We start from the raw sequence: 13418 nt of genomic DNA, 5'->3' as shown, positions 1-13418 counted from the left end.
TCTGGGGCCGGCACCCTATCCATGGTGCCGCTGGTCCTGACCCCGGGGCAGCGGCCGCGGGCCCGGTGCCGCCCTCGGATCCGACGGGATGCGCACGATGGTGATGAGACGGTCCGTCAACTGGAGTGTCCCGATGGCCGGATCGTCGTATCCGAGCACCCGATGACCTCGTACGACGCTCACCACCAGGTCGTCGGTCCCGCGCACGCCCTTGCCGGCCTCGGCCTTTATGACCGGCCGTTCGACGATGTCCAGGCCGCTGCCCTGCTGGATGAGGTCTTCCATGACCAGGCCCGCGCTGGGGCTGAGCACGGAGAGCCCGAGCAGCCGGCCGGCGGCGCCGGCGCTGGTGATGACGGCGTCGGCGCCGGACTGGCGCAGCAGCGGCGCGTTCTCCTCCTCGCGCACCGCCGCGACGATCGTGGCGGCCGCGTTGAGCTGCCGGGCGGTCAGCGTGACGAGCACGGCCGTGTCGTCGCGTTGCGTGGCGATGATGATCTGCCGCGCCTTCTGCACCTCGGCCCGCAGCAGTACGTCACTGCGCGTCGCGTCCCCGACGACGCCCGCGTATCCCTCGGCGAGCGCCGCGTCGATCACCTCGGAGCCGGCGTCGACCACGACGACCTGGCCTTTCTTCAACCCCGTCGCGCAGACGGTCTGTACGGCCGACCGTCCTTTCGTCCCGAAGCCGACAACGACGGTGTGGTCTCGCACGGCGGGCCTCCAGCGGTCCTGTCGGACCTCACCCGGGCCGACGGCACCGACGTTACCCACACCGCGCGCGAAGATCCGAGAGCATGACCCCGGTGCCGACCGACCGGACCCCGAGCCGCTGGGAGCGCGTGATGCAGGACGGGCAACAACGACCGCCCAGGACAGCCACCCGCAGGGCGGACGCCCGCGCACGGCGCGGGCGCGGGAAGGGCACACCCGAAGGGGGCGGTTCCGGGAAGGACCTGCCCGGGGCGGGCAGGTTCTCGATCCTGCGCTCCCTCTGGTACCGGTCGCGCACCGAGGCCCTGGACGACGCGGAGGCGGGCCGCTCGATCGTGCTGCCCGTGGAGGGCAGGGTGCCGCCCCTCCAACAGGTGTTGCGCCGGCTGGCCATGGGGCTGCTGGTCCTCGCCCTCACCACGTTCCTGGTGTGGGTGGACCGGACGGGCTACCACGACAACTCCGACGGCGCGGTCGACCTCCTGGACGCCGCGTACTACGCGACCGTCACCCTCTCCACCACCGGCTACGGCGACATCACCCCGGTCAGCGACACGGCCCGGCTCGTCAACATCCTGGTCGTCACTCCGCTGCGCGTGCTGTTCCTGATCATCCTGGTCGGCACGACCCTCGAAGTCCTCACCGAGCGCACCCGTCAGCAGGTACGCATCCACCGCTGGCGTTCCCGGATGCGGGACCACGTGGTCGTCGTCGGGTACGGCACCAAGGGGCGGCACGCCGTCGAGACGCTGCTGGGGCAGGGCATCACCAAGGACGGGATCGTCGTCGTCGATCCGCAGCGCAAGGCGGTGGACGCGGCGAGCAGCGACGGGCTCGTGTCGGTGCTCGGCGACGCCACCCGCTCCGACACCCTCCTCAAGGCCGAACTGCAGCGCGCCGCCCAGGTGATCGTCGCTCCGCAGCGCGACGACACCGCGACGCTCGTCACGCTGACCGCGCGCCAGCTCAACCGGCGCGCCACGATCGTCGCGGCGGTCCGGGAGGACGAGAACGTACCGCTGCTGAAGCAGAGCGGCGCCGACATGGTGGTCACCAGCTCCAGTTCGGCCGGCCGGCTGCTGGGCGTCTCGATGGCCAGCCCGCACGCGGCCGACGTGCTGGAGGGTCTGATGACGTACGGCAGCGGCCTCGACCTCGCCGAACGGCCGGTCACCGACCGGGAGATCGGCGCCTCACCGCGCGACTGCACCGACCTGGTCGTGGCCGTCGTACGGGGAAAGCAGCTGGTGGACTACGCCGACCCCGAGTTCTCGCCACTGCGGGCCGGGGACCGTCTGATCACCATCAGGAAGGCCACCAACGGCAACCGTTAGGCCGCCTGCGGGGCGTCCTGTGCCCGGCCCCGGGGCAGGGCGGCACTCCCCGCCCGACACGAACCGGGCGCGGAGTGCGCCCGGTTCGCCACGGTCACTCCAGGCAGGCCTCGACGCCGGACATCGCCCAGGGCAGGTCGAGGAGTTCCAGTTCCTGTCCCGCGCGGGCGCCGCCGGGTGCCACGACCGCCAGGGCGTCGGCGGCGGCGATGCCCCGCAGCATCGCCGGGCCGTTGTAGCGCAGCGGCACCGCCCGGTCGTCGCGCAGCGCGACGGGGATGAGCCGGGTGTCGTACGGATGCCCGTGCACGGCTTCCTTCAGGGGCATCGCGTACGGCTCCGGGGCCACGCGTCCGGCGAGGGTGCGGACCAGCGGCTCGGCGAGCGTGAGCAGACCGGAGACGGCGGCGAGGGGGTTGCCGGGCAGGCCGACGAGGTGCTGGTTCTCCTTGGTGCGGGCCAGCAGCATGGGGTGCCCGGGGCGCACTTTGACGCCGTCCACGAGGAGTTCGGCGCCGAGCCGGTCCAGGACGGGGTGGACGTGGTCGACGGGGCCCGCGGCGGTGCCCCCGGTGGTGACGATCAGGTCGGCGTCGGAGCCGTCGATCGCCTTGTACAGGGCCTTGGCGTCGTCGCCCAGCCGGCGCACACCGAGGACCTCCGCTCCCAGTGCCCGCAGCCACGGCGGCAGCATCGGGCCGAGCGCGTCCCGGATCAGCCCGTCCTGGGGCAGGCCGTCGGTGAGCAACTCGTCGCCCAGCACGAGGACTTCGACGCGCGGGCGGGGGAGCACGGCGAGGGTGTCGTACCCGGCGGCCGCGGCCAGGCCCAGCACGGCCGGGGTGACCTGCGCGCCGGCCGGCAGCAGAAGGTCGCCACCGCGGCACTCCTGGCCGCGCGGGCGGATGTCCTGCCCGTGCGCGACCTCGCGGGTCGGGTGCAGCCGCCCCTTGTCGTCGACGCGTCCGTGCTCACTGCGCAGTACGGCGGTGACGTCCTGCGGGATGCGCGCGCCGGTGGCGATCCGTACCGCCTCGCCGTCGGTGAGCGTCTCCGGCCCGGTGTGCCCGGCGAGCACCCCTTCCGCGCGCACGTCCCAGGGGCCCGGACCCGCCACCGCCCACCCGTCCATGGCGGAGGTGTCGAAGGAGGGCAGGTCCGTGAGGGCGGCGAGCGGGGCGGCGAGGACCAGGCCGAGGGACGCGTCGAGGGGCACGGAGACGGGGGCGCGGCGCGGGGCGCGGCGGGCGGCCCGCTCGGCGACGACGCGCGCCTCGGGCCAGGCGGTCGCCTTGTGGTCGGTGTGCGCGGCCTGCCGGACCTGCTGCTCGCCCTCGGGGGCGGGCGCGGGCACGGAGCGGCTCTGCGGCGCGGGTTCCGCCTTGACCAGGGCGAGGGCTTCCTCGACGTCGAGGTCCTCGTCCTGCCGGCTGTCCCGGGTACCGCGGGCGGCGGTCATCCGGCGTCCGGGCGGGATCCGGGGGCGCCGGGTTCGGCATCGGAGACGGAGGCGCCGGGTTCGGGCTCGGAGGCGCCGGGCGCGGGCTCCGGGGCGCCGGGCGCGGGCTCCGGGGCGCCGGGCGCGGGCTCCGGGGTCGGCTTGGCGTCCGGGGTGTCCTCGTCCGCCCAGCGGAGCGCGAGCGCCGCGGCCTTGCGGGCGGCTTCGGCCACCGCTTCGGGCCCGCCCTGCGCCGCCGCGTACCCCACGAGGAACGTGGTCAGCGGCGCGGCGGGCCGGGCCACTCCGTGCGCGGCGTCGCGGGCGAGGTCGAGCAGGACGCTGATGTCGACGTCCAGGTCGATGCCCAGTTCGTCCTTGACTGCGGAAATCCATTCATCCAACACGTGCCCATGCTCCCTGATGCGTGATCGAGCGGCGGCGATGTCGTCCCAGGTGTCGCAGTCGAAGGACGCGACGGGATCGGCAAGGCGGGTCAGTTCGAGTGCGGCGGTGAGCCGCCGCAGGGGCAGTCCGGTCAGACCACCGTGCCCGGCGGCGAGCGCGTCCAGCTCCCGCCGCAACGACTTCGCACGATACGCGGCGACGAGCGGCTGATCCCGGCCATCGGGGTCGGTGAGCAGCACGCCGTCGGGATGGACGTACGCGGGGTGCCGCTGTCCGGCGGGTGTGGTGGCCGTCCCGAGGCCGGTGCCACGGGGGGCGGGGCTGTCGGGGCTTGTACCGCCGGGGTGGGCGCTGTCGGGGCTTGTACCGCCGGGGCCGGCGGTGTCGGGCCTTGTACCGCCGGGGCCGGCGGTGTCGGGGCCGGGGTCAGCCACCGTTTGGTGTGCGGCGTCCGTGGCGTCCGCGGCATCCGCGGCATCCGCGGCATCCGGCGCGGCAGCGGTCGCGCCCCGTGCGTGGTCTGTCGCGCCGGGCCTGGCAGCCGTCGCACCCGGCGCGGAGTCGGCCGCACCCGGCGCGGCAGTCGCCGCACCAGGCGTGGCGACCGGGCTCAGGGCGGCCAGCAACCGCCGTACCGTCGCCGCGTCGAGGAACGGCAGGTCGGCCGAGAGGACGACGACGTACTCGGCGGTGGTGTGGCGCAGCCCGGCCTCCAGCGCGGCGACGGGTCCCGCGCCCGGCGGATCCTCATGGGCCCACACCACGGGCCGCGCGGTCGCCCGTGGCCCGGCCACCACGACCGTGGTCGCGGCACCGGCACAGGCGGCCAGCACGCGGTCGAGCAGCGCCCGGCCGCCCACCCGGACTCCGGGCTTGTCCGCGCCGCCGAGCCGCCGCGCGGCGCCCCCGGCGAGCACGACGGCGTCGTACGCGGCCGGGGCCCCGTGGGTGTCGTGGGCGACAGCGACGCCGGTGCCGGCCTCGCCGGGTGGCTCGTACGCGGTCATCCCCCGAGTATGAGCGCCCGAAGGATCATTGCCACCCCCGCCCGGCAGGTGGACGGGGATCTTCCCGGCGGCTACAGGCTCCGCAGCAGTACCGCCGGCTGTTCCACGCAGTCCGCGACATGGCGCAGGAAGCCGCCCGCCGTGCCTCCGTCGCACACCCGGTGGTCGAAGGTGAGCGAAAGCTGCACGACCTGCCGCACCGCCAGCTCGCCCGCGTGCACCCACGGCTTGGGGATGATGCGGCCGACGCCCAGCATGGCCGCCTCCGGGTGGTTGATGATCGGCGTGGAACCGTCGACGCCGAACACCCCGTAGTTGTTCAGCGTGAACGTGCCGCCCGTGAGCTCCCCCGGGGTGAGCGTCCCGGTCCGCGCCGCCTCGGTCAGGCGCGCGAACTCGGCGCCGAGCGATTCCGTGGCGCGCGCGTGCGCGTCCCGTACGACGGGCACGACGAGGCCCCGCTCGGTCTGGGCGGCGAAGCCCAGGTGCACCCGGTCGAGCCGCACGACTTCGCGGGCCTCCATGTCGACCGTCGAGTTCAGCTCCGGATAACGAGCCAGCGCGGCCGTGCAGATGCGGGCGAGCAGCGCGAGGAGGGAGATCTTGGGACCGCCCGCCGCGTTCATCGCCGCGCGCGCGTGCATCAGTTCCGTCGCGTCCGCGTCCACCCAGCAGGTGGCGTCGGGGATCTCGCGGCGGCTGCGGGAGAGCTTGTCGGCGACGGCGCCGCGCACCCCGCGCAGGGGGATGCGCGTGCCGGTCGCGGCGGACGACCCGTTCGCGAGGCCGGCCGCGGCCCGCGGGACCGCCCCGTCGGCGACGGACGGTGCGCCCCCGGGACCGGCCGGGGCAGCCACCCCGTCGGCCACGGACGGCGTGCGGAGCGTCTCCGGGGTCGCACGGCCGGGCCGGCCCGCTGCCCGCAGCGCGTACTCGACGTCGGCCCGCAGAATGAGTCCGTCGGGGCCGGAGCCCTCCAACTCCCGCAGATCCAGGCCGTTCTCCCGGGCGAGCCGCCGTACGAGCGGGGAGATGACGGGTACGGGCCCCTCGGCGAGGGCCACGGCACCGGCGACGTGAGCCCCGGCACCGTCCGCACAGGGCGCCGCACCGTCGGCACGCGGCGCGGAGAACGGGGTGTCCTCACCGTCGCGCGCGGGGGCCCCTCCCGCGTCCGGTGCCGGTCCGGCCGAAGCGACGTGCTCGCCGCCGAACGGTCCGGACTGCTGCCCGGACTCCAGCCCGCTTTCCTGTCCCGTGGCCGGAGCGACCGCTCCGGCCGCCTCCCCCGCGGGCGAGGCCGCGGGCCGTGCCGGAGTCCCCAGGCCGTCCGCCGGCCGCACCCTCCGGCGCCGGGCGGGCGCCGCCCCCGTGCCGTATCCCACCAGCACGTTGCCCGAGCCCTCGTCGTCGGTGGGCGCGGGGGCTCCCACGGCGACGGTCAGCAGCGGGGAGCCGACCGGCAGTTCGGTGCCCGCCTCGCCGAAGCGGGCGGTGACCACACCGCCGTAGGGGCAGGGGACCTCGACCATCGCCTTGGCGGTCTCGACCTCGACGACCGGCTGGTCGATGGCGACGACGTCCCCGACCTCCACCAGCCAGCGGACGATCTCCGCCTCGGTGAGGCCCTCTCCGAGGTCGGGCAGTTTGAACTCCAGCACCTGGGCCATCAGCTCTGCGCCTCCCACTGCAACCGCGCCACCGCGTCCAGAATCCGGTCGACACCGGGCAGGTGGTGGCGCTCCAGCATCGGGGGCGGATACGGGATGTCGAACCCGGCCACCCGGAGCACCGGCGCCTCCAGATGGTGGAAGCAGCGCTCGGTGATCCGGGCGGCGATCTCGCCGCCCGGGCCGCCGTACCCACCCGATTCGTGCACGATGACCGCGCGGCCGGTCCGCCGGACCGACGCGCACACCGTCTCGTCGTCGAACGGCACCAGGGAGCGCAGGTCGACGACTTCGAGGTCCCAGCCCTCGGCCCGCGCCGCCTCCGCCGCTTCCAGGCAGACGGGGACGGACGGCCCGTACGTGACGAGGGTGGCGCTCCGGCCCGAGCGCCGCACCGCCGCGCGGCCTATCGGCTCAACGGCCGGCGGCTCGTCCGGGTTCCAGGAGTCCTTCGACCAGTACAGCCGCTTGGGCTCCAGGACGACGACCGGGTCGTCGGAGGCGATGGCGGCGCGCAGCAGGCCGTAGGCGTCGGCGACCGTCGCGGGCGTGACGACATGGAGCCCCGGGGTCGCCATGTAGTACGCCTCGGAGGAGTCGCTGTGGTGCTCGACGCCGCCGATGCCTCCCCCGTAGGGGACGCGGATCGTGATGGGCATCGGCATCGCTCCGCGCGTGCGGTTGCGCATCTTGGCGACATGGCTGATCAGCTGCTCGAACGCCGGATAGGCGAACGCGTCGAACTGCATCTCCACGACCGGCCGCAGCCCGTACATCGCCATGCCGACGGCCGCACCGAGGATGCCCGCCTCGGCGAGCGGGGTGTCCGTACACCGGTCCTCGCCGAACTCCCTGGCCAGTCCGTCGGTGACCCGGAAGACGCCGCCGAGCGTGCCGACGTCCTCGCCCATGACGTGCACCGAGGGGTCCTCGGCCAGGGCGTCGCGCAGTGCCCGGCCGAAGGCCTGCGCCATGGTGGCGGGCTTGAGGGCCACGGTGGTCATCGCCCGGCTCCTTCCGGCCCGTGCGACCCCTCGGCCTCCGCCGCCAGCTCGGCGCGCAACCGCGCCTCCTGCTCGCGCAGTTGCGGGGTGGGTTCGGCATACACATGGGCGAACAGGTCCATGGGGTCGAGCACCGGGTCCTGGTTCATGCGCTCGCGCAGATCCGCGGCCATCGCCTCGGCGGCCTCGCGGGCGGCCCGCATGCCGTCCTCGTCGAGGAGGCCGCGCTCGGTCAGCTCGTGCTCCAGGAGGGCGATCGGGTCGTGGGCACGCCAGGTCTCGACCTCGGAGTCGCCGCGGTAGCGCGTGGCGTCGTCCGCGTTCGTGTGGGCGTCCATGCGGTAGGTCACGGCCTCGACGAGCGTCGGACCGCCCCCCTCGCGCGCGTGCCGTACGGCGTCGCTGAGCACCTCGTGCACGGCCGCCGCGTCGTTGCCGTCCACCAGGCGGCCCGGCATCCCGTAGCCGACGGCCTTGTGGGCCAGTGACGGGGCGGCGGTCTGCTTGGCGAGCGGGACGGAAATGGCGAAGCCGTTGTTCTGGACGAGGAAGACGACCGGGGCCTGCCATACGGCGGCGAAGTTCAGTGCCTCGTGGAAGTCGCCCTCGCTGGTGCCGCCGTCGCCCACCAGGGCGAGCGCGACCACGTCGTCGCCCTTGAGGCGGGCGGCGTGCGCGAGGCCCACGGCGTGCGGGAGCTGCGTCGCCAGCGGGGTGCTCAGGGGCGCGACGCGGTGCTCGCGGGGGTCGTAGCCGGTGTGCCAGTCGCCGCGCAGCAGGGTGAGCGCCTGGACGGGGTCGAGGCCCCGGGCGACGGCCGCGAGGGTGTCGCGATAGCTGGGGAAGAGCCAGTCCCGCTCTTCGAGCACCAGCGCGGCGGCGACCTCGCAGGCCTCCTGGCCGGTGCTGGAGGGGTAGACCGCGAGGCGGCCCTGCTTGGTGAGGGCGGTGGCCTGCGTGTTGTAGCGGCGGCCGCGGACCAGCTCCGCGTACAGCCGGCGCAGCAGTCCCGGGTCGACCTGGGCGGCGGCTTCGGTGCCGAGGACGCGATGGGGCAGCGCGTCGGGCAGCAGCGGCGCGGGGTCGGTGCGGGGCTGCCAGGCGGGCGGCGGCGTGGGCCGGTAAGCGCCTCGCTGCTCCATGACCGTCATGACGGCACCTCCTCGTGGGAGCGGCTGGAAGAGGCGCGTCGGGTGTGATGCGCCTCACCTACCGATTGTTCGGTCGCCGACGCATTTTGGCTACAGGCACCGCCAGGCTGTGGACAAACGGTTCTGCACAACCTGAGATGGATGCAGTACGTCCATGGTAGGGAGGCGGGGGGACATGGCACCTGAACAAATGGCCGAGGGGCCCGAGGCCGGCACGTCCCTGCCACCCGCCCGCCCTCTCGATGCCATCGATCAGGACATCCTGCAGATGCTCCAGGCGGACGGCCGCGCGTCGATACGCTCCGTGGCCGAACGGGTCCATGTCTCGCGCGCCAACGCCTACGCGCGGATCAACCGCCTCATCGAGGACGGCGTGATCCGCGGCTTCGGGGCCCGCGTCAACCACGAACGGGCCGGTCAGGGCACGTCGGCGTACATCACGCTCAAGATCGTGCAGAACTCCTGGCGCACCGTGCGCGAGCAGCTCAGGGTGCTGCCGGGGGCGGCGCACATCTCCCTGGTGGGCGGCGACTTCGACGTACTGCTCCTGGTGCACACCCCCCACAACAGGGCGCTGCGCGAGCTGGTGCTCACCCGTCTCCAGGCCATCCCCGAGGTGCTCAGCACCCGGACCCTGCTGGTCTTCGAGGAGGAGGACGTGGGGCCGGAGGGGTGAGCCGCGGCCAGGCGGCACCGGAGTGACCCGTTCAGCCCTCGCTGCGCAGTCCCCCGAAGACCAGCTGTGCCACCGCTTCGGTCACTTCGCGTTCGCCCATCCCACGGCTGTCGGGCCGGTACCACTCCACGATGGAGTTGATCATCCCGAAGACCAGCCGGGTCGCGAGGCGGACCTCCACATCGCCACGTACGTCCCCGTCGGCGGCCGCCGCCTTCAGCAGCTCGGCCACCCGGTGGTCGAAGTCGCGGCGCCGCTCCAGGGCCCAGCGCTCGGTGTCCGTGTTGCCGCGCACCCGCAGCAGCAGCGTCACGTACGGCAGCTCGGCCGTGAGCACCTCGACCATGCGCCGTACGACGTACTCCAGGCGCTCCACGGCACGCCCTTCGCGCGCGTGCTCCTCGTCGAGGATCTCGAAGAGGCCGTCCAGCGCCCGGCTGACGGCACGGCGCAGCAGTTCCTCCTTGCCGGCGACGTGGTGGTAGATCGACGACTTGGAGATGCCGGCCGCCTTGGAGAGGTGCTCCATCGACGTGCCGTCGTAGCCGCGCTCGATGAAGACCTGGACGGCGACGGAGAGCAGTGTCTCCGGGGTGTACGTGTCGCGCTTGGCGGTGGTCATGAGGAGCCCTCCCGCTTGTCGGAGGCGTACGCGTGGCGGTACAGCGCGAGCGAGGGAGCGTAGCGCCCGGAGGGGTCGCGCAGGTGCAGGTCGTCCAGCAGCGCGTACGCCCAGTTCTTGCCGAGCCGGCGGCTCCATTCGAAGGGGCCCAGGGGGTAGTTGACGCCCAGGCGCATCGCCGTGTCGATGTCCTCCTCGGTGGCCACGCCCTTGGCGACGGCGTCGTGCGCGAGGTCGACGATCCGCGCCACGGTCCTGGCGACGATCATGCCGGGCGCGTCCCCGATGACACTGACGTCCTTGCCGAGCGCCTGGAAGAGGCCGATCGCCTCCGAGAGGGTCCGGGACGCGGTGTCCTGGGAGGCCGACAGGGCGATCCGGGTCGCCCTGCGGTAGTCGAGCGCCAGGTCGAAGTAGACGACGTCACGGAACTCGACGGAGGTCTGGCCGTCGGCAAGAGCGAGCTGGCCTCCGCCGGGCAGCACCAGCCGGGTGCCGTGGTCCTCCTCGTCCTCGCGGACCTGGATGCCCGCCTCGCGGATCAGGGCGAGCAGCTCGGCCGCCGGCCCCAGGTCGCCCTCGACGGTCACGTACGCGGGCGGCTGGGCCCGGTCCGCGGTGTGCGGCTCGGGACGCTCGGTCTCGTCCCCGTAGTCGTACCAGCCCTGTCCCGTCTTGCGGCCGTGCCGGCCCGACTCCACCAGCCGCCGCTGGGCGAGGGAGGGCGTGAAGCGCACGTCCTGGAAGAAGGCCTGCCAGACGGAGTGCGTGACGGACTCGTTGACGTCCTGGCCGATCAGGTCGGTCAGCTCGAAGGCGCCCATCCGGAACCCGCCCGACTCGCGCAGGATCGCGTCGATCGTCGCCGGGTCGGCCGCCTGCGCCTCGTACACCGCGAAGGCCTCCGCGTAGTAGGGCCGGGCGATGCGATTGACGATGAAGCCGGGGGTGTCGGCGCAGGCCACCGGGGTCTTCCCCCAGGCGCGTGCCGTCTCGTACGCGCGCGTGGCCGACGTGACGTCGGTCGAGAACCCGGAGACGACCTCCACCAGGGGCAGCAGCGGCGCGGGATTGAAGAAGTGCAGTCCGACGAGGCGCCCCGGGTTGCGCAGCGCGCCGCCGATGGCCGTGACGGACAGGGAGGAGGTGTTGGTGGCGAGCAGGCAGTTCTCGTCGACGACGTCCTCGAGGTCGCGGAACAGCTGCTGCTTCGCATCGAGTTGTTCGAGCACCGCCTCGATGACGAGGACACAGTCCGCGAGCTCGGCGAGACTCTGCGCCGGCCGCAGCCGCGCGCGTGCCGCGTCCCGCTCCGTACCGGCGAGCCGGTCCTTCTCGACCAGCCGGTCGAGGCGGGCGCCGATCGCTTCGGCCGCCGCGTCCGCGCGCCCCGGTACGGCGTCGTAGAGCCGCACGGGGTGGCCCGCGACGAGTGCGACCTGGGCGATGCCCTGGCCCATGGTGCCGGTACCGACGACGGCCACGGGGCTGCTGAGGTCGAGTGCTGTCATGCTCGCGATCCTCCCGCACATGGTTTTCCACAGATGCGGCGGACCCCCTTGTCCCGACCGATCGTTCGGTTACTCTAGCTCTGTCCGGCTGTTTCCGCCCAGGTCATGAGCTCAAAGAAGAGCTCTTGAGACGAGGAGTTGGTCCCTGATGGCCGCCGAACCGACCGCGCACCAGCTGATCGCCCAGCATCGGCCCACCCTTGACCAGGCGCTGGAAGCGATCCGCACGCGCGCGTACTGGTCCCCGCACCCCGAACACCCCAAGGCGTACGGAGAGCACGGCAGCCTGGGCATGGCCGAGGGCAAGGCCGCCTTCGACGCCCTCCTGGGCACCCGTCTCGACCTCGGCCAGCCCGGCACCGACGACTGGGTGGGCGGCGAGATCTCGCCGTACGGAATCGAGCTGGGCGTCACCTATCCGCACGCGGACGTGGACGAGCTGCTGCCCGCCATGCAGGCCGGCCTGCGCGCATGGCGCGACGCGGGCGCACAGACGCGTGCCGCGGTCTGTCTGGAGATCCTCAAGCGGATCAGCGACCGCACGCACGAGTTCGCGCACGCGGTCATGCACACCAGCGGCCAGGCCTTCATGATGGCGTTCCAGGCGGGCGGCCCGCACGCGCAGGACCGAGGCATGGAAGCGGTGGCGTACGCGTACGCGGAGCAGGTCCGCACCCCGGACAGCGTCGACTGGTCCAAGCCCCAGGGCAAGCGCGACCCGCTCGCGCTGAGCAAGCAGTTCACGCCCGTGCCGCGCGGCATTTCACTCCTCATCGGCTGCAACACCTTCCCGACGTGGAACGGATACCCGGGCCTGTTCGCCTCCCTCGCCACCGGTAACGCGGTGCTGGTCAAGCCCCACCCGCGCGCGGTGCTGCCGCTGGCGCTCACCGTCCAGATCGCCCGCGAGGTCCTCACCGAGGCCGGCTTCGATCCGAACGTGGTGGCGCTGGCCGCCGAACGCCCCGGAGAGGGCATCGCCAAGACCCTCGCCGTGCGGCCCGAGATCCGGATCATCGACTACACGGGCTCGACGGCCTTCGGCGACTGGCTGGAGGCCAACGCCCGCCAGGCCCAGGTCTACACGGAGAAGGCCGGCGTCAACTCGGTGATCGTCGAGTCGACCGACGACTACAAGGGCATGCTCTCCAACCTGGCCTTCTCCCTGTCCCTGTACAGCGGCCAGATGTGCACGACCCCGCAGAACCTCCTGATCCCCCGCGACGGCATCCGTACGGACGAGGGCCCCAAGTCGTACGACGAGGTGGTCGCCGACCTCGCCCGGTCGGTCGGCGGACTCCTCGGCGACGACGCCCGGGCGAACGCGCTGCTCGGAGCCATCGTCAACCCGGACGTGAAGGCCCGCCTGGAGGCCGCCGCCGGTCTCGGCGAAGTCGCGCTCCCCTCAAGGGAGATCGCCAACCCCGACTTCCCGGACGCCGTGGTGCGTACGCCGGTGATCGTGAAGCTCGACGGCGCGCGGAAGTACTGGGAGGGGACGGACGACGAGGCCGCCTACATGAACGAGTGCTTCGGCCCGGTCTCCTTCGCCGTCGCCGTCGACTCGGCCGCGGACGCGGTGGCGCTGCTGCGTCGCACGGTCCGGGAGAAGGGCGCGATGACGGTCGGCGCGTACACCACCTCCGAGGAGGTCGAGCAAGCCGTGCAGGAGGCCTGCCTGGAGGAGGCCGCCCAGCTCTCGCTGAACCTCACGGGCGGGGTCTACGTCAATCAGACCGCGGCGTTCTCCGACTTCCACGGCTCGGGCGGCAACCCGGCGGCCAACGCGGCGCTGTGCGACGGGGCGTTCGTGGCGAACCGCTTCCGTGTGGTGGAGGTCCGCCGCCAGGCCTGAGCCGGATCGTCCAGGAGCACCGGGGGCG

Annotated in this window: 10 protein-coding genes and 2 pseudogenes; 3 read left to right on the top strand and 9 right to left on the bottom strand. The window is 73.3% G+C overall.

Translation table 11 applies throughout. The annotated features are described in order from the left end of the window. Window positions 1-15: 15 nt before the first annotated feature. Window positions 16-744, bottom strand: a pseudogene (locus ACFVYF_RS06010) (potassium channel family protein); the annotation flags it as partial. Window positions 745-983: 239 nt separating this feature from the next. On the opposite strand from ACFVYF_RS06010, the gene ACFVYF_RS06005 reads away from it, so the two are divergent. Beyond that, complete coding sequence (locus tag ACFVYF_RS06005; RefSeq protein ID WP_389452103.1) at window positions 984-2048, top strand: potassium channel family protein; 1065 nt, start codon at window positions 984-986, stop codon at window positions 2046-2048. 94 nt (window positions 2049-2142) lie between these two features. On the opposite strand, the gene ACFVYF_RS06000 is transcribed toward ACFVYF_RS06005, so the two are convergent. The 6 genes and pseudogenes from ACFVYF_RS06000 to pdhA all read right to left on the bottom strand — a co-directional run bounded on the left by ACFVYF_RS06000 (window position 2143) and on the right by pdhA (window position 8726). Then, window positions 2143-3507 carry a molybdopterin molybdotransferase MoeA gene (locus tag ACFVYF_RS06000; RefSeq protein ID WP_389451399.1) on the bottom strand — a complete coding sequence of 455 codons (1365 nt, stop codon included), beginning with the start codon at window positions 3505-3507 and terminating at the stop codon, window positions 2143-2145. Then, window positions 3504-4517, bottom strand: a complete 1014-nt coding sequence (locus ACFVYF_RS05995) for a DUF6457 domain-containing protein (RefSeq protein ID WP_389452100.1) — start codon at window positions 4515-4517, stop codon at window positions 3504-3506. Before ACFVYF_RS05995 ends, ACFVYF_RS06000 begins: the two co-directional genes overlap by 4 nt. Next, a pseudogene (locus tag ACFVYF_RS05990) lies at window positions 4503-4901 on the bottom strand (molybdenum cofactor guanylyltransferase); the annotation flags it as partial. The gene ACFVYF_RS05995 and the pseudogene ACFVYF_RS05990, both read right to left, overlap by 15 nt. Window positions 4902-4972: 71 nt before the next feature. Continuing rightward, window positions 4973-6571 carry a dihydrolipoamide acetyltransferase family protein gene (locus ACFVYF_RS05985; protein ID WP_389451396.1) on the bottom strand — a complete coding sequence of 533 codons (1599 nt, stop codon included), beginning with the start codon at window positions 6569-6571 and terminating at the stop codon, window positions 4973-4975. Next, window positions 6571-7575, bottom strand: a complete 1005-nt coding sequence (locus ACFVYF_RS05980) for an alpha-ketoacid dehydrogenase subunit beta (protein WP_389451393.1) — start codon at window positions 7573-7575, stop codon at window positions 6571-6573. Before ACFVYF_RS05980 ends, ACFVYF_RS05985 begins: the two co-directional genes overlap by 1 nt. Beyond that, complete coding sequence (pdhA, locus tag ACFVYF_RS05975; RefSeq protein WP_389451390.1) at window positions 7572-8726, bottom strand: pyruvate dehydrogenase (acetyl-transferring) E1 component subunit alpha; 1155 nt, start codon at window positions 8724-8726, stop codon at window positions 7572-7574. The genes ACFVYF_RS05980 and pdhA overlap by 4 nt, the downstream gene beginning before the upstream one ends. Before the next feature lie 175 nt (window positions 8727-8901). Between pdhA and ACFVYF_RS05970 the strand changes: the two genes are divergently transcribed. After that, entirely contained in the window at window positions 8902-9402 is a 501-nt protein-coding gene (locus ACFVYF_RS05970; RefSeq protein ID WP_389451387.1) for an Lrp/AsnC family transcriptional regulator, read from the top strand. Between the two features lie 31 nt (window positions 9403-9433). On the opposite strand, the gene ACFVYF_RS05965 is transcribed toward ACFVYF_RS05970, so the two are convergent. Next, the gene (locus ACFVYF_RS05965) at window positions 9434-10024 is read right to left on the bottom strand and encodes a TetR/AcrR family transcriptional regulator (RefSeq protein ID WP_389451385.1); all 591 of its coding nucleotides are present in this window, start codon (window positions 10022-10024) and stop codon (window positions 9434-9436) included. Further along, on the bottom strand, window positions 10021-11535 hold the full coding sequence (locus ACFVYF_RS05960; RefSeq protein ID WP_389451382.1) for a 3-hydroxyacyl-CoA dehydrogenase: 1515 nt from the start codon (window positions 11533-11535) through the stop codon (window positions 10021-10023). Before ACFVYF_RS05960 ends, ACFVYF_RS05965 begins: the two co-directional genes overlap by 4 nt. Before the next feature lie 148 nt (window positions 11536-11683). Between ACFVYF_RS05960 and paaN the strand changes: the two genes are divergently transcribed. Beyond that, complete coding sequence (gene paaN, locus ACFVYF_RS05955; protein ID WP_389451379.1) at window positions 11684-13390, top strand: phenylacetic acid degradation protein PaaN; 1707 nt, start codon at window positions 11684-11686, stop codon at window positions 13388-13390. Window positions 13391-13418 lie beyond the last annotated feature (28 nt).

Origin of the sequence: Streptomyces sp. NPDC058274 (genome assembly GCF_042881375.1) — a bacterium.
In the GTDB taxonomy this organism is placed as follows: Bacteria; Actinomycetota; Actinomycetes; order Streptomycetales; family Streptomycetaceae; genus Streptomyces.
This window is presented reverse-complemented; position numbering and strand designations above follow the sequence as displayed.

Excerpts from the sequence above, each read along its gene's own strand:
- pdhA (WP_389451390.1), bottom strand. The coding sequence starts at position 8,726 with ATGACGGTCATGGAGCAGCGAGGCGCTTACCGGCCCACGCCGCCGCCC.
- ACFVYF_RS05985 (WP_389451396.1), bottom strand. The coding sequence starts at position 6,571 with ATGGCCCAGGTGCTGGAGTTCAAACTGCCCGACCTCGGAGAGGGCCTC.
- ACFVYF_RS05980 (WP_389451393.1), bottom strand. The coding sequence starts at position 7,575 with ATGACCACCGTGGCCCTCAAGCCCGCCACCATGGCGCAGGCCTTCGGC.
- ACFVYF_RS05970 (WP_389451387.1), top strand. The coding sequence starts at position 8,902 with ATGGCACCTGAACAAATGGCCGAGGGGCCCGAGGCCGGCACGTCCCTG.
- paaN (WP_389451379.1), top strand. The coding sequence starts at position 11,684 with ATGGCCGCCGAACCGACCGCGCACCAGCTGATCGCCCAGCATCGGCCC.
- ACFVYF_RS05965 (WP_389451385.1), bottom strand. The coding sequence starts at position 10,024 with ATGACCACCGCCAAGCGCGACACGTACACCCCGGAGACACTGCTCTCC.
- ACFVYF_RS05960 (WP_389451382.1), bottom strand. The coding sequence starts at position 11,535 with ATGACAGCACTCGACCTCAGCAGCCCCGTGGCCGTCGTCGGTACCGGC.
- ACFVYF_RS06000 (WP_389451399.1), bottom strand. The coding sequence starts at position 3,507 with ATGACCGCCGCCCGCGGTACCCGGGACAGCCGGCAGGACGAGGACCTC.